Origin of the sequence: Rhizobium sp. M1, from assembly GCF_002531805.1 — a bacterium.
Lineage (GTDB): Bacteria > Pseudomonadota > Alphaproteobacteria > Rhizobiales > Rhizobiaceae > Rhizobium > Rhizobium etli_C.
The window spans coordinates 41,774-57,720 of the sequence record NZ_NWSW01000004.1; the positions used below are offsets into that span (position 1 = coordinate 41,774).

12 protein-coding genes and 1 tRNA gene are annotated in these 15,947 nt (G+C 61.4%); 5 read left to right on the forward strand and 8 right to left on the reverse strand.

Translation table 11 applies throughout. The features are described 5' to 3' along the window. Nucleotide 1: 1 nt before the first annotated feature. The 4 genes from CO655_RS05910 (at nucleotide 2) to CO655_RS05925 (ending at nucleotide 3,623) form a co-directional block, all read left to right on the forward strand. On the forward strand, nucleotides 2-1,006 hold the full coding sequence (locus CO655_RS05910) for a branched-chain amino acid ABC transporter permease (RefSeq protein WP_097664102.1): 1,005 nt from the start codon (nucleotides 2-4) through the stop codon (nucleotides 1,004-1,006). Continuing rightward, entirely contained in the window at nucleotides 1,003-1,767 is a 765-nt protein-coding gene (locus CO655_RS05915; protein WP_077990433.1) for an ABC transporter ATP-binding protein, read from the forward strand. Before CO655_RS05910 ends, CO655_RS05915 begins: the two co-directional genes overlap by 4 nt. Then, nucleotides 1,748-2,464, forward strand: coding sequence for an ABC transporter ATP-binding protein (locus tag CO655_RS05920; protein WP_097604038.1), 717 nt, complete (start codon nucleotides 1,748-1,750; stop codon nucleotides 2,462-2,464). Before CO655_RS05915 ends, CO655_RS05920 begins: the two co-directional genes overlap by 20 nt. Before the next feature lie 334 nt (nucleotides 2,465-2,798). Further along, the gene (locus CO655_RS05925; protein ID WP_097664103.1) at nucleotides 2,799-3,623 is read left to right on the forward strand and encodes a VCBS domain-containing protein; all 825 of its coding nucleotides are present in this window, start codon (nucleotides 2,799-2,801) and stop codon (nucleotides 3,621-3,623) included. A gap of 425 nt (nucleotides 3,624-4,048) precedes the next feature. Here the strand turns inward: CO655_RS05925 and CO655_RS05930 are convergent. Continuing rightward, a tRNA-Met gene (locus tag CO655_RS05930) sits at nucleotides 4,049-4,125 on the reverse strand. Between the two features lie 137 nt (nucleotides 4,126-4,262). Beyond that, nucleotides 4,263-5,462: a tRNA 2-thiouridine(34) synthase MnmA gene (mnmA, locus tag CO655_RS05935; protein ID WP_097664104.1), complete on the reverse strand. Its 1,200-nt coding sequence runs from the start codon at nucleotides 5,460-5,462 to the stop codon at nucleotides 4,263-4,265. A gap of 497 nt (nucleotides 5,463-5,959) precedes the next feature. On the opposite strand from mnmA, the gene CO655_RS05940 reads away from it, so the two are divergent. Beyond that, nucleotides 5,960-6,226 (forward strand): hypothetical protein, encoded by a 267-nt coding sequence (locus CO655_RS05940; RefSeq protein WP_010035567.1) that lies wholly within the window; start codon nucleotides 5,960-5,962, stop codon nucleotides 6,224-6,226. 80 nt (nucleotides 6,227-6,306) lie between these two features. Here the strand turns inward: CO655_RS05940 and serA are convergent, their stop codons facing one another. The 6 genes from serA to tilS all read right to left on the reverse strand — a co-directional run bounded on the left by serA (nucleotide 6,307) and on the right by tilS (nucleotide 15,940). Further along, nucleotides 6,307-7,902, reverse strand: coding sequence for a phosphoglycerate dehydrogenase (gene serA / locus CO655_RS05945; protein ID WP_010035565.1), 1,596 nt, complete (start codon nucleotides 7,900-7,902; stop codon nucleotides 6,307-6,309). A 77-nt stretch (nucleotides 7,903-7,979) separates the two neighbouring features. Then, nucleotides 7,980-9,158 carry a phosphoserine transaminase gene (locus CO655_RS05950; RefSeq protein ID WP_097604035.1) on the reverse strand — a complete coding sequence of 393 codons (1,179 nt, stop codon included), beginning with the start codon at nucleotides 9,156-9,158 and terminating at the stop codon, nucleotides 7,980-7,982. Between the two features lie 186 nt (nucleotides 9,159-9,344). Next, nucleotides 9,345-10,181, reverse strand: a complete 837-nt coding sequence (locus CO655_RS05955; RefSeq protein WP_097604034.1) for an outer membrane protein — start codon at nucleotides 10,179-10,181, stop codon at nucleotides 9,345-9,347. Nucleotides 10,182-10,856: 675 nt separating this feature from the next. After that, the gene (gene glmM, locus CO655_RS05960) at nucleotides 10,857-12,209 is read right to left on the reverse strand and encodes a phosphoglucosamine mutase (RefSeq protein ID WP_064683357.1); all 1,353 of its coding nucleotides are present in this window, start codon (nucleotides 12,207-12,209) and stop codon (nucleotides 10,857-10,859) included. A 242-nt stretch (nucleotides 12,210-12,451) separates the two neighbouring features. Next, entirely contained in the window at nucleotides 12,452-14,383 is a 1,932-nt protein-coding gene (gene ftsH, locus CO655_RS05965) for an ATP-dependent zinc metalloprotease FtsH (protein ID WP_038691074.1), read from the reverse strand. Between the two features lie 96 nt (nucleotides 14,384-14,479). Beyond that, nucleotides 14,480-15,940, reverse strand: a complete 1,461-nt coding sequence (gene tilS / locus CO655_RS05970) for a tRNA lysidine(34) synthetase TilS (RefSeq protein WP_097664105.1) — start codon at nucleotides 15,938-15,940, stop codon at nucleotides 14,480-14,482. Nucleotides 15,941-15,947: the final 7 nt, after the last annotated feature.

Here is a 15,947-nt window from a genome sequence, read left to right on the forward strand (position 1 = left end):
GATGGCGCTTGTGTTGAACAACGAAAACGGACGTCTCCAGCAACGGCGCGGTTATGTCAGCCGCGATCTCGCCGGCATCATGGTGATCATCGCCGTTGCCGCCATCGGCTATTTCGCCTTCCCTGATAATCTCGCGCTTCTGACGCGGATGATCACCATCGCGCTGCTCGTGCTCTCGCTTGATCTCGTGACCGGTTATTGCGGCGTTGCGACGCTCGGCCATGCCGCCCTGTTCGGCTCCGGCGCCTATGCCGCCGGCATCCTGTCGGCGCATTACGGCATCAATGATCCGCTGCTGATGCTGCTTGCCGGCATTGCCGGCGGCGTAGCTTCCGGGCTGCTCAGCGGCGCGATCATTCTGCGCGCGCATGGCCTACCGCAGCTCGTGCTGTCGATTGCCCTCATCCATCTCTTCCACGAATTCGCCAACAAGGCCTCCTCGTGGACAGGAGGCAGTGATGGACTTTCCGGCATCGCGCCCGACCCGGTCCTCGGCTTTTTTGAATTCGATCTTTATGGCCGCACCGCCTTCTTTTTCGGAATGACGCTGCTGCTTGTTGTCTTCGTGCTGCTGAGATTGCTGGTGCGTTCACCCTTCGGCATGCTCTGCCGCGCCATCAAGCAGGACCCGTTGCGTATCCGCGCCATGGGTGGTTCGCCGAAGGGCGCGCTCATCAGGATGTACGCGATCTCGGGCGCGGTTGCCGGGGTCGGCGGCGCCTTGAACGCGATCTCGACGCAGGTCGTCGGTCTGGACAGCCTGTCTTTCACGCAGTCGGCGGAGGCGCTCGTCATGCTCGTGCTCGGCGGCACCGGCTCTCTCTTCGGGGCGCTCTCCGGCACGATCATCTTCATGCTCTTCGAGGACTATGTCTCGGCCGCCAATCCCTTCCACTGGCTGACCATGGTCGGTGCGCTCTTGATCGCCGTCGTGCTCTTCGCGCCGAAAGGGCTTTACGGAACGGCCGCAAATTTCATTGATCGCCGCAGGGAGCAGCGCTCATGAGCCATGTCTTCGAAGTCGCCAATCTCCGGAAAGCCTTCGGCGGCCTTGCCGTCACCAACGATGTTTCGCTGGCGATGGCACCCGGCGACCGCGTCGCGCTGATCGGCCCGAACGGCGCCGGCAAGACCACCTTCGTCAACCTCGTCACCGGCAATCTCCCCCCCGATTCCGGCGAGGTCCGCCTTGGCGGCGAAACGGTGACGGCGGTCAATGCGATCGGCAGGGTCAAACGCGGCCTCGTCCGCTCCTTTCAGGTGACACGGCTTTTCCAGGACATGACGCCCGCCGAACATGTGGGGCTCGCTGTCCTGCAGCGGGACGGAAAGACCTGGAACATGTTCGGAAATTTCCTCTCGATGCCCGACGTCATGGCCGAGATCGACGACCTCCTGGGAAAGCTCGGACTGACGCCGCTGATGCATCGCAAGGTCAGCGAGATTGCCTATGGACAGCAGCGGCTTCTCGAACTTGCCGTCGCGCTGGCGCTGAAGCCGAAGGTGCTGCTGCTCGACGAGCCGGCCGCCGGAGTGCCGCAAAGCGATACCGGCCGCATCGAGCAAGCGCTTGCTGATCTGCCCGCCGATCTCGCCGTGCTGATGATCGAGCACGACATGGATCTTGTCTTTCGTTTTGCCAAACGTGTCATCGTCCTGGCCGCCGGCGCGATCATTTTCGACGGCCGGCCTGAAGATGTCACCAGGGATGCGCGTGTGCGCGAGGCCTATCTCGGGAGTTATGCCAATGCCAGCCCTGTCGCTTGAGGTCGAAAATCTGTCGGCCGGATACGGGCCGACGCGGGTGTTGGAAGGCATTTCCTTCGCAGTGCCGGCAGGCGCAAGGCTTGCCGTGCTCGGCCGCAACGGCATGGGCAAGACGACGCTGCTGGCAACGCTCGCAGGCCAGACCAGACGCTACGAGGGCCGCATCACCCTTGGCGATGCGGACGTCACAACAGCACCAAGCGCAACACGCGCGCACAAGGGTCTCGGTTATGTGCCGCAGACACGTTGCGTCTTCCCGACGCTGACCGTCGAAGAGAACCTTTTCGTCGGTTTGAAGGCGCGGCCGAAGACGGCGCTGGAGGAAGCCTATGCGCTGTTCCCGCGCCTGAAGGAGCGCCGCCGCAACCTCGGCAACCAACTCTCCGGCGGCGAACAGCAGATGCTTTCGACGGCCCGCACCATTCTCGGCCGCCCGTCGGTGCTGCTGCTCGACGAACCGCTCGAGGGTCTCGCCCCCGTTATCTGCGAGGAACTGATGGCAGCCTTCGCCGGACTCGCCAAGTCAGGCGACATGACCATCCTTCTTGTCGAGCAGCGGATCCAGAGCGCGCTCGATTTCGCCGATCAGGTCGTCATTCTCGAACGAGGGCGGCTGGCCTGGGCGGGAACGCCGGCAGACCTATCCAAGGACCACGAAGCCGTCGAAAGCTTGCTCGGAGTGGGCGGCCTGCATTGAAGCAATCAATGCCGTATATCGTCATGATGACGTCATCATGAGCTTGGCATTATTACGCTGCCGGAAATATTTCTGCTGGCCTAAATTGATCGAAAGCTGGAACAGGCAGAAAATACCGCATTCTCCAAAGCCGCATCAGCGTAAGACAGCGCATAAATCTTCATTTCCAAGGGAATAGACGCCGGCGTCAGTCCCTTTACTTGGATCTTGAGCTGCAGACAAATTGTGCCTGTTGGATTTGACAGGCTGAATTGATCTGATGCTGGTCAAAATCTCGTTGCCAAGCACCCGATAGGGTTGCATGTTTAAACAGAACTTCAGACGGGAGGTAGAAATGGCAAACCACAAGCCGGTCGCAGCGGACGTATACCAGCCCATTTTCGACATCGACAAGCCGGTTGACGGCAACATCCTGGACGGTTCCAGGGATGCCGACGGAGATCTTCTGCGTCTCAACTTCGTGAACGGGCAGCGAATTCCGCAACCGGCCAATTCGGATGGACGGACCACGACGACGATCGAGGGAAAATACGGCACGCTGACCGTCTATTCCGACGGCTACTACACCTATGAACTCGATCACTCCAATCCCGTGGTATTGGCGCTCGGCCCGGGAGATCAACTCCTCGATCAGTTCAATTTCAAGATCTCGGACGGCAAAGGCGCCACCGACTTCGGCTTGCTCAATATCACTGTCGATCTGCCGGAGCGTGGCGACATCTTCGTCAATTTCGAGGATGTCGGCAAATATGATTTCCCCACAGGCTACAAGGGCTTCGATTGGGGCGCTTGGCACGATGGTGACGATGCAGTGATACAAAAGGAAGCCGACGGCAACCATTATCTGTCAGGCGGCGTCTTCTGGACACCCATCCAGGCCGCCGACGGCGGCACCTTCCAGATCGAGCAATTCAGCGTGGCAAATGGCACATCAGACTATGACAACGTTCTGACGATCGAAGGTAGGCTGAACGGCGATACCGTGTTCTTGGTTACGGTCAACGTGACCGCCGACAGCATTCATGACCCGCAAGTGATTGATCTCAGCGCCTATGGCCAGATCGACTATCTCGTGCTCGACACCGAGCCCGTCATCACCGAAACGAGCGGCCCCGACTATTATGGTGCGCAATACGACAACTTCCACTTTGTCGTTTGAGAGAGAGGAAAAGGGCGCCGCATCGCCAAACATTGCCTCTTTCCGAGCGCGCGCTGCAGCGACGATCCAGTAGCGATTTCTTGCGATAGCTGATCGACCTGCGCCCTGCTAGCAATAGATCGTCCGAGGAGGGACGATTATCTGGGATGGAGGAACTGATGCAGTCAATGGGAATCAGGTTAGCCGCGGTCATGTTCTCGCTGGCCTTATGGGCAATTATTATCGCTGCTGCATCCCATCTTTGGGCGATGAAAATGCCCATCTTGCATTTTATGCTCTACAGATAGTGCTGGCCTCGGCGTCAGCGAAATCCCGAGGTTATTTTGCCCTGTCGCCGCGCTTTTTGGCGGAGGGACGCGCTACCGCGGCCGTCGGAACCGGCCCAAAATCGAGCCGCCAGAATCGCAAATTCTGCAATGAAGAGATGGTAGCGGAGGAGGGATTTGAACCCCCGACACAAGGATTATGATTCCTCTGCTCTGACCTACTGAGCTACTCCGCCACTGGTCAAACGATACCTGCTCGCGAAGCGCTGCGGGCTCGTGGGATGAGCGGCTTATAAGGTGCGCTTCGGCTTTGTGTCAAGCGCATGATAGAGAAAAACGGTGGGGTTTGGCCGCCCGCCCTCTCCTATCGGTTTCAGGCGGCGACGGGGCTGGCGAGCAGGGCCTTGAGCGACGCCTCGGCGGCAGGTTCGCGCTCGGAGCGCTCGATGAAGCCGCCGCCGAAGACGCGGGCGTCGTCGCCGGGCGCGGAATAGAGCGCGCAGGCCTGGCCGGGTGCGATACCAGCCTCGCCGACCGTCAGATCGACATAGGTGCCGGTGGAATCGACATGCAGCACGGCGGGTGCCGGCGCCCTGGTCGAGCGGACCTTGGCGTAACAGGCAAAGCCTTCGCCGGACGCTGCTTCCGCAAGCGTCTCGTCGCCCAGCCAGTTGACGTCGCGCAGATAGACGCGGTGGGTTTCCAGCGCCTCCTTCGGCCCGACGATGACGCGGCGCGAGCGGGCATCGAGATAGACGACGTAAAGCGGTTCGCCGGTGGCGATGCCGATGCCGCGGCGCTGGCCGATGGTGAAATGCAGGATGCCTTCATGGCTTCCCAATACGCGGCCGTCGAGATGGACGATCTCGCCGGCGAGCGCCGCATTCGGCTTCAGCTTGGTGATGATATCGGAATATTTGCCCTGCGGCACGAAGCAGATGTCCTGGCTGTCGGCCTTCTTGGCGACGACGAGGCCCATCTCTTCGGCCAGCCGGCGGGTCTCGGCCTTCGGCAGGCCGCCGAGCGGAAAGCGCAGATAGTCGATCTGCTCCTGCGTCGTGGCGAACAGGAAATAGCTCTGGTCGCGGTCGGCGTCGGCCGGACGGAACAGCGCGCGGCGGCCGGGATGTTCGAGCGAAGGGTTCGGCCGCGAACGGATATAGTGGCCGGTCGCCAGCGCATCGGCGCCGAGTTCCTTGGCGGTCGCCAGCAGATCGGCGAACTTGACGGTCTGGTTGCAGGAGACGCAGGGGATCGGCGTTTCGCCGGCCACATAGCTTTCGGCGAAGGGATTGATCACCGTCTCGCGAAAGCGCTTTTCGTAATCGAGCACATAATGCGGAATGCCGAGCGTCTCGCAGACGCGGCGGGCATCGTCGATATCCTGGCCGGCGCAGCAGGACCCGGCGCGATGAACGGCGGCGCCATGATCGTAAAGCTGCAGTGTAATGCCGAGCACGTCGTAACCCTGCTGTTTGAGAAGGCCGGCCACGACGGAGGAATCGACGCCGCCCGACATGGCGACGACGACGCGGGTCTCTTCCGGCTTCTTATCAAAATCCAGTGTGTTCAACGGTGGTGCCAAATTCTGTGCGCTCATCATCCGCCCTTGCGCTGCAATTGCGGCGGATTGCTGTATCAGGCGGGATCGGCCGCCTTTCGATAAGCGATCGATATAGAAAGGATTGTATCGGGACGCAAGGGGCGGCGTTCGGACGGCCGATCGTTTCGCCAATGAGAAAGGAAGGCGCGGCCGAAGCCACGCCTTGAAAGCGGGGGTGCGGCTCAGGTGCCGATCAGCTTGTTGCAGGCGAATGCGATGCCTGGATTGGCGATCACGGCGGTCATGAGCGCCAGTCCGATTATCGAGAATGAATAGCGTTTCATATGCATCCTCCTTCCAGCCGATGCGAATTATGCCGCTCCGGCCGCCGTTCTCAAAATAACGAATGCTTGAGCAGCCGGCTCAACCGGAAATCGTTGAGCAAATAATTATCGCCCTATGGAACTATTCTTTCGATCATGCGTTCCGGGTGATCAATGTCGCAATCGAATGCTGCGGAGGGTATAATGGCCAGGTTCGGCACGACGGCGGATTACAACAGGATCAGACACTGGATCGAAGAGCGAGGCGGCCATCCCGCCCGCATCAAGGACGCGAGCGACAGCGAAACCGTCCGCGTCGATTTTTCCTCGGAAACGCAGGAGGAGATTTCCTGGGACGAATTCTTCCAGGGTCTCGACGGCAGCAGGCGCGCCTTCCTTCATCGCACCAAGGCTGAGGACGATAGAGCCCGTTTTGGCAAGATCGTCCGCCGCAAGCGCTTGCCTCACTGAAATATACCCATTGCGGGACGCAGAAAACCCGGCGCCGTTTCCGGCGCCGGGTTTTCCCTGTTTCCTTGGGAGGAGGAAACTCAGTCTATGTTGAATGTCAGCAGCTTTGCCTGGCGGATTGCCTGGTGCGCCGTCAGCCGTTCGAGCACGCCGTCCTCCACCTCGCCGTCGACATAGAGCAGCGCGATGGCGTCGCCGCCCTGCTTGTCGCGGCCGAGCTGGAAGTTGGCGATGTTGACGCCGGCAGTACCGAGCGTCGTGCCGATGAAGCCGATCATGCCAGGGACGTCGGTATTGGTGATGTAGATCATGTGCGAGCCGACATCGGCATCGAGATTGATGCCCTTGATCTGGATGAAACGCGGCTTGCCATCCGAAAACACCGTGCCGGCGATCGAACGCGTCATGCTCTCGGTCGTCACCGTCAGCTTGATATAGCCGTCGAAGACGCCCGTCTTGTCGCGCTTGACCTCGGAAAGGACGATGCCCTTTTCCTTGATCATGATCGGCGCCGAAACCATGTTGACGTCGGCGACCTGCGGGCGGATGAGACCGGCGAGAACCGCGCTCGTCAGCGCCCGCGTGTTCATGTTGGCGGTGACGCCGTCATAAAGGATCTCGATTTCCTTGATCGGCTCCTCGGTGACCTGGCCGACGAAGGCGCCGAGAACGTCGGCAAGTCGGATGAAAGGCTTGAGGATCGGCGCTTCTTCCGCGGTGATCGACGGCATGTTGATGGCGTTGGAGACCGCACCCTTGACGAGATAGTCCGACATCTGTTCGGCCACCTGCAGAGCGACGTTTTCCTGCGCCTCGGTCGTCGAAGCGCCGAGATGCGGCGTGCAGACGACATTCGGCAGGCCGAAGAGCGGGCTTTCCTTGGCGGGTTCGACCTCGAACACGTCGAAGGCAGCACCGGCGACATGGCCGGACTTGATGGCTTCGGCCAAGGCTGCCTCATCGACCAGGCCGCCGCGGGCGCAGTTGATGATGCGCACGCCGGGCTTGGTCTTCGCCAGCGCTTCCTTGTTGAGGATGCCGCGCGTCCTGTCGGTCATCGGCACGTGCAGCGTGATGAAATCAGCCCGGGCGAAAAGCTCGTCCAGCTCGACCTTGGTGACGCCCATTTCCTCGGCGCGCTCCTTGGAGAGGAACGGGTCATAGGCGACGACATGCATCTTGAGGCCGATGGCGCGGGCGCAGACGATCGAGCCGATATTGCCGGCGCCGATGACGCCGAGCGTCTTGCCGGTGATCTCGACACCCATGAATTTCGACTTTTCCCACTTGCCGGCCTGCGTCGAGGTATCGGCTGCCGGAAGCTGGCGGGCGACGGCGAACATCAGCGCGATCGCGTGTTCGGCGGTGGTGATCGAGTTGCCGAACGGCGTGTTCATGACGATGATGCCGCGGCGCGAGGCGGCCGGAATATCGACATTGTCGACGCCGATGCCGGCGCGGCCGACGACCTTGAGGTTCTTCGCCCCTTCGATGATCTTTTCGGTCACCTTGGTGGCGGAACGGATGGCCAGGCCATCATATTTGCCGATGACTTCGAGCAGACGGTCCTTGTCCTTGCCGAGCTGCGGTTCGAAATCGACTTCGACGCCGCGATCGCGGAAGATCTGGACGGCGGTTTCCGACAATTCGTCGGATACGAGAACGCGAGGTGCCATGAGGGACTCCTTCAAAAATGTTCAGCGATGGATGAAATCAAGGGCTCCGCCCTGTGGCGGAGCCGGATGCGATCACATCAGGCAGCAGCCTGAGAGAGCTGCGCCTTCTGCGTTTCGAAGGCCCAGGAAAGCCAGGGCATCAGCTTCTGCATGTCGGATGCCTCGATCGTAGCACCCGCCCAGATGCGCAGACCCGACGGTGCGTCGCGGTAATGGCCGATGTCATAGGCGACACCTTCCTTTTCCAGCAGGCCGACCAGACCCTTGGCGAAATTCGCCTGGCCATCGTCGTCGAGCGCCGCGATGTCCTTGTCGATGATCTTCAGGCAGACGGAGGTGTTGGAGGCCGTTTCCGCCTTGACGGCGAGATTGGCGATCCAGTCGTTCGCCGCGACGAAATCGTGGATGACCTTGGCATTGGCATCGGCGCGCGCGATCAGCGCCTTGAGACCGCCGAGATCTTTGGCCCAGAGCAGTGCATCGATATAGTCCTCGACGCAGAGCATCGACGGCGTATTGATCGTCTCGCCCTGGAAGATGCCTTCCGTCAGCTTGCCGCCCGAGGTCATGCGGAAGATCTTCGGCAGCGGCCAAGCCGGCGTGTAGGTGGTGAGGCGCTCGACGGCACGCGGCGAAAGAATGATGACGCCGTGTGCGCCCTCGCCGCCCAGAACCTTCTGCCAGGAGAAGGTGACGACATCGAGCTTGGCGAAATCGAGTTGCTGGGCGAAAGCGGCCGAGGTGGCGTCGCAGATCGTCAGGCCCTTGCGGTCGGCGGGGATGAAATCACCGTTCGGCACGCGCACGCCCGAGGTCGTGCCGTTCCAGGTGAAGACGACGTCGCGATCGAAATCGACGGCCGAGAGATCGGGAAGCTCGCCGTAACCGGCTTCGAGCCTGCGCACATCCTTGAGCTTCAGCTGCTTGACGACATCGGTGACCCAGCCGGCGCCGAAGCTTTCCCAGGCGAGCATGTCGACGCCGCGCTCGCCGAGCAGCGACCAGAGCGCCATTTCGACGGCGCCGGTGTCGGAGGCCGGAACGATGCCGATGCGGTAATCCGCCGGCACTTCGAGAATTTCACGGGTAAGGTCGATGGCCTGCTTGAGCTTGGCCTTGCCGACCTTCGCGCGGTGCGAACGGCCAAGGGCCGCGTCGGAAAGGGCTTCGAGCGACCAACCGGGGCGCTTCGAGCAGGGGCCAGAAGAAAAATGGGTATTGTGCGGACGGATGTCCGGCTTTGCGGTCTTCGCCATGATGCTATCCTCTCAGATAGAAAGCCCTTCGTTGGGGAAGGGTGTCCCGCCGCCGTGTCTATGGATCGGCGGCGTCATAGTCAAGACCGAAGCGTCGCAGAGGGAAGATATTTTGACGCAGGCGGAGTGGCGGAACTGAAAAAAGCCGCCCTGCTGGGGCGGCTTTCTGATGCAAGCGGATTGAATTTACTTGTAGACCGGCTGCTGCAACGGGATTTCCGGCGGCGGTTCGTAGCTCGCCTGGGCGCATCCGCCGAAGAGGTAGCGGCCACCGACGCGGACTTCATGGGCGCTCAGGCCCTTGTCGCGGCCCGGACCGCCGTTTTCGGCATAGCCGAACATATTGCCGCCATCGATATGCAGGTAGCGGTAGCCGACATCGGCCTTGAAGTTGCAGGTCACGTCGACCGAGGCGCCGGCCATGAGGGCATAGGTGAAGCGCCAGTTGCCCTTGCCGCCATGGGTGACCTCGTCGTCGCAGAAGCTGCCGTCATCGGCGCAGGCGACGTTGCGCAGGTTTTTCCACTTGACGTAGGATCCGCCGATACCGGCGCCGACATAAGGCGTGACGTAGCCGTAGGTGCCGAGATCGACATAGGCGTTGGCGAGCAGCGTGTAGGCGGTGAGCGAAGAGCGGTCGGTCGAGGTGCAATCCACCAGCGGGAAGCCGCACTGCCCGACCGTCGAGCCGCGGAAGTCGGCCTGGGTGAGATAATCGAAGGTCAGATCGGTGCGCAGGTAGCTGTTGATCTGGTAACCGACACCGCCGCCGATCGTCCATGCGTCGTCGAGGTCAGCGTCGTCGAAATCGACTTCAGTGGCATTGCTGCCCTGGAAATAGCGGGCGCCGCGCAGATCGGTAAAGGCGTAACCGACATCGCCGCGCAGGTACCAGCCCGTCGCTTCACTGACCGTCACTTCGGGCGGCTGCTCCGGGATGGGCTCGGCCGGAGCGAAGTCCGCGGAATAGGCATTTGTCGCGATCAACAATGCCGCGAAGATGCCGGACAAGCTTCTTTTCATGGATCCCACTCCAAAATCCGTTGCATCGGCAGGCTCAAGTCGCCGCCAATCTGATACGCTTCGTATGGATAATGAACCGGAAACGTTAAAAGCTGCTTAACCACGATTATTTACTGTAGATCTTGAAGCTTCCGGCAAAGGAAACATGGATTGCTGCGGTAGAAGTCTTGGAAACGACGACCTGACGAGACCATTTGGCTGGATAGCGCACCGGCTCTTCCCGTAATCTTCGCCCAGCCATGGCACTGCATATGAGCCCCGGCGAGTGATAAATTGGCGAGGACGTTTCCCCACCCGCCCTCATTCCTGTGCTCGTCACAGGAATGAGGGCGGGTGGGTTGATGCTTGCGCTAGATTTTCCACCCTAGATGTTTAGTCCCGGCATTTGCTGGAGCGTAGCGTCGAATAAATCTTCACGAGCAAGCACGCCCATCAGCCGCACGGCACGTCGGTTAGCCCTCATCCTGAGGTACCCCGAAGGGGCCTCGAAGGACGGGGGCGGGTGGCTGCGCACGTACAGCCATCCGAATTGTTGGATCGCGCCCGGTGGCCGGCCTCGTCCTTCGAGGCCCCTGCGGGGCGCCTCAGGATGAGGGCGGAGAGAGGGCCTCGTTCATTCTCCAAGCATCGGCCCAAACGGCCAACCATGCCGCCGAGCCTGATCTGCCCTAAAATTCAGGCAGCGGTCCGGACGTTCGAGATCGTGCCGATCAGCTCGTTGACGATGCGCTCGATCTGGGCGCGATCGTCGCCCTCGGCCATGACGCGGATCAGCGGCTCGGTGCCGGAGGGGCGGATGACAAGCCGGCCGGTCTTGGCAAGCTCGGCTTCGGCATCGGCGATCGCCTTCTGCACCTGGATATCCTCAAGCGGCTTGCCGCCGCTGATGCGGACATTGCGCAGCAGCTGCGGCACCGGCTCGAAGCGGCGGCAGACCTCGCTGACGGTCCTGCCCGTGCGTTTGACGGCGGCAAGGATCTGCAGTGCGGCAACCAGGCCGTCGCCCGTCGTGCCGTAATCCGACAGCACGATATGGCCCGACTGCTCGCCGCCGACATTGTAGTTGTGCTGGCGCATATGCTCGACGACATAACGGTCGCCGACCTTGGTGCGGGCGAGCGCCATGCCGCGCTCGTCGAGAAAGCGCTCGAGGCCGAGGTTGGACATGACAGTGGCGACGATGCCATTGCCACGCAGCTGCTGGCTCTCGGCCCAGCTCTCGGCAATGACGGCCATCAGCTGGTCGCCGTCGACGATCGATCCATTCTCATCGATGATAATGACGCGGTCTGCATCGCCATCGAGCGCGATGCCGATATCGGCCCGCACCTCGTCGACCTTCTTCTGCAGCGCGACCGGGCTGGTGGAGCCGCAATTGAGATTGATATTGGTGCCGTTCGGCTCGTTGCCGATGGTGACGACGTCGGCGCCGAGCTCCCAGAGCACGGCAGGCGCCACCTTATAGGCGGCGCCGTTGGCGCAGTCGATGGCGATCCGCAGGCCCTGCAGGGTCACGTCGCGCGGCAGCGTGCGCTTGGCGTGTTCGATGTAACGATCATGCACGCCGTCGACGCGCTTGGCGCGGCCGATGTCATCGGACTTGGCGAGCTGCGTGCTCAGATCCTTTTCGAGCAAATCCTCGATCTCGGCCTCGATGTCGTCGGACAGCTTATAGCCGTCGGGGCCGAACAGCTTGATGCCGTTATCCTCATAGGGATTGTGCGAAGCCGAGATCATCACGCCGATATCGCAGCGCAGCGAACGGGTCAGCATGGCGACGGCAGGCGTCGGGATCGGGCCGAGAATGAAGGCATCGAGACCGGCGGCGGTGAAGCCTGCGACCATGGCGTTTTCGAGCATATAGCCGGAAAGGCGCGTATCCTTGCCGATGACGACGCGATGGCGATGGTTGCCGCGGCGGAAGATCGTGCCGGCGGCGATGCCGACCCGCATGGCGAGATCCGGTGTCATCGGGAAGACATTGGATTGGCCGCGAATGCCGTCGGTCCCGAAATAGCGTCTTTTCATCTACACTCCTGCACTTTCCGCGCGCCATCCAAGGCAGCGCACCGTTCCAAGCGAATCCGGCTTCAATGGAATGTCGTCAATCCAAGAGCGTGATTCATGCTTGCCTCAATTCAGCGGAATGCCACAAAATGCGGCGATCGGCACGTAAATTAGCAAGAAAAATGATTATATCCCGTTACCAATAGAAAAGGCCGGATCTCCCGCTTGGGAAATCCGGCCTTGTTGAAGACGGCGCTGGCGGCTCAATGCGGCTGCGGTTCGAGGCCGGCTTCGGGCTCGTCGCCCTTGGTCGCAGGCCGCGCGCCGGCCTTCGGCACCGCCGAACCACGGCTCGGCGGTGAGTCGTCGCCGAGATCGCGAGACGGCTTCTCGCCGCGAATCAGCGCCTTGATCTCTTCGCCGGTCAGCGTCTCGTATTCCAGCAGGCCTTCGGCGAGAGCGACGAATTCATCGTGCTTTTCCGTCAGGATCGTACGGGCCTGGGTATAGGCTTCATCGATCAGGCGGCGCACTTCATTGTCGATCTTCTGCGCGGTCGCTTCCGAAACGTTCTTCGACTGCGAAACCGAGTGGCCAAGGAAGACCTCCTGCTGGTTCTCGCCATAGGCGACCTGACCGAGCTGATCAGAGAAACCCCATTGCGTGACCATGGCGCGGGCAAGCTTGGTCGCCTGCTCGATGTCGGAGGAGGCACCCGACGTGATGTTCTCCTTGCCGAAGGTGAGTTCTTCGGCGACACGGCCGCCCATCATGATGCAGAGGCGCGACACCATCCACTTGTAGCTCATCGAGTAGCGGTCGCCCTCGGGAAGCTGCATGACCATGCCGAGCGCACGGCCGCGCGGAATGATCGTCGCCTTGTGCAGCGGATCGGCGACAGCGACATTGAGCGCGGTGATGGCGTGGCCGGCTTCGTGATAGGCGGTGAGCTTCTTCTCCGCCTCGGTCATCGCCGAGGAGCGGCGCTCGGCGCCCATCATGATCTTGTCCTTGGCGTCCTCGAATTCCTGCATGGTGACGACACGCTTGTTGCGGCGGGCGGCCATCAGGGCGGCTTCGTTGACGAGGTTCATCAGGTCGGCGCCGGAGAAACCGGGCGTGCCGCGGGCGAGAACCTTGAGATCGACATTCGGCGCCAGCGGCACATTGCGGGCATGCACCTTGAGAATGCGCTCGCGCCCGACGATGTCAGGGTTCGGCACCACGACCTGACGGTCGAAACGGCCGGGACGCAGCAGCGCCGGGTCGAGAACGTCGGGACGGTTGGTGGCGGCGATCAGGATCACGCCTTCATTCGCCTCGAAGCCATCCATTTCGACCAGCAGCTGGTTCAGCGTCTGCTCGCGCTCGTCGTTGCCGCCGCCGAGACCGGCGCCGCGATGGCGGCCGACCGCATCGATTTCGTCGATGAAGATGATGCAGGGCGCATTCTTCTTCGCCTGTTCGAACATGTCGCGGACGCGGCTTGCGCCGACGCCGACGAACATTTCGACGAAGTCGGAACCGGAAATCGTGAAGAACGGCACATTGGCCTCACCGGCGACCGAGCGGGCGAGCAGCGTCTTACCGGTGCCCGGAGGGCCGACGAGCAGCACGCCGCGCGGGATCTTGCCGCCGAGACGCTGGAATTTCTGCGGATCACGCAGGAATTCAACAATTTCTTCGAGATCCTGCTTGGCCTCGTCAACGCCGGCGACATCATCGAAGGTCACGCGGCCATGCGCTTCGGTCAGAAGCTTGGCCTTGGACTTGCCGAAGCCCATCGCGCCGCGTGAGCCACCCTGCATCTGCCGCATGAAGAACAGCCAGACGCCGAGAATGAGAAGCATCGGCAAGAGCGTGCCGAGATAGCTCAAAAACCCCGAGGAACCGTCCGTTTCCGGACGGGCGGAAACCAGGACATTCTTCTGCTGCAGGCGATCGAGCAGGCTGTCGTCGATTACAGGGGAGTAGGTCTGAAAGGTGGTGCCGTTTTCAACATAGCTTCCGGAAACACGGTTGCCCGTGACCACGACATCCTTCACCCGGCCCGCATCGACCTCACGCAGAAACTGCGAATAAGGGATTTCGCGGGAGCCCGTCTGTGCCGGCGCCGTCTGAAACATACTGAACAGGGCGATCAGCAGAAGCGCGATGATCGCCCACAAGGCAAAATTACGTAAGTTAGGGTTCATTGAACTCCCCAGCACTGGAACAGCCGCCTCATGGCGACCGTCTTATTCATTCTAACATAGGGTTGCGCCGTGCTGTTGCCAAGGCAATCCCCCAGGTCAGATGGTTTTTCCGTCAATACTTCTTAAAGGCGGTCCCGCATAGGGCGCCATCGCGAAAACCGCCGAAAGCCTACCGGCAAAGATGAAATCAAATCGTGTCAAAAAGCGGTCGAAGGGTGCGAAATAGGGCGCCAGACGGATCGAGTCGACAGATTTCGGAGATAGAGGGTGTCCATCGACGGAAAAAGCCGGCGCTGAGGCGACGGCACGCTTCCATGCCGCCTTGGGCAGGCCCCTGCCCTCTCCTCCCTTATTCCTGTGCTCGTCACAGGAATCTTCCGCGCCCAAGTCGTTGGGCGCGGAAGACTCGTCCTGTTTTGTAGAGTCATTCACCGCGCCGACGCGCGGTGGCTGGATTCCTGTGACGAGCACAGGAATGAGGGAGGAGAGGCCGGCTCGTGCTTCTATTCTAGCGTTGACTGCCGACCCATTGCACACACGAAACCTTCCATCCCACACCCCCGCCTCTCCCGGTCGCAACACCAGCGGCAATATCCCCCGGCTCTCCCGCGCCAGATAAAGCCCATCACGCCTCAGATCGAACACCACTCGACCGACAGTCACCCGCCCCGGTTCCCCGCCGGTGACAAATGAGAGAAGGCGCTCCATATGCGCCCTCCCCGGCACGAATGGCTGTCCGCCGAAGACGGCTGTCAGACGGCCGAGCGCATAATCCAGAACTGCGCGATCCTGCCGCAAGCCATCAACAGATACCTGCCCAAGCAGGCCGCCGTGAAGCCTGAAGTGGCGGTCAAGCCATTCGGCTGCTGCGGACGACACAGCCAGCCGCGCTTCCCAGGCCGCGTGAATATCCATCTCCGTCGCTCGATCGGCGGATAGCTGCCGGCGCACCCGTACGCGCTCGTATTTCACATCCTCATTGCTGGGGTCGTCGATCCACGCCACGTCCCGCTCTCTCAGAAAAGCCCGGATATCGGCCCGGCTGGAAAAGAGAAGCGGCCGCAAAATCCAGAACCGCCGGTCGAAGAGCACCGCATCGGCGATTCCCGATGAAAGCTGCTCCGTTCGCATGCCGCGCATCTGCAATGTTTCGCGCTGGTCGTCGAGCGTATGGCCGGTGACGATGAGATTGGCGCCGAGCCTCTCTGCCGATTCCGCCAAGAGGTCGTAGCGAGCCTCGCGGGCCGCGGCCATGATGCCGGTTTTCGGCTTTTCGCCCTGCCAGGCTGCGATGATGTGGGGAATGCCGAGCGATGCGCAGAGCGCGGCAACCTGTCGCGCTTCGTCCGCGGAGCCGGCCCGCAGCCCGTGATCGACGGTGGCAGCACAGAGTGAAATCTTGAGATGAGGCGCGGCCTTCACGGCTTCGTCGAGGAGGAGAAGCAGGCCGGTGGAATCGCTGCCGCCCGATATCGCGACGAGAAGGCGCGCAGGGCTTTGAAGCGATTCGAGGAACTGGAGGATCGCCGCTTGAGGCGATGCGGCTTCCGGAGACATACCGGAA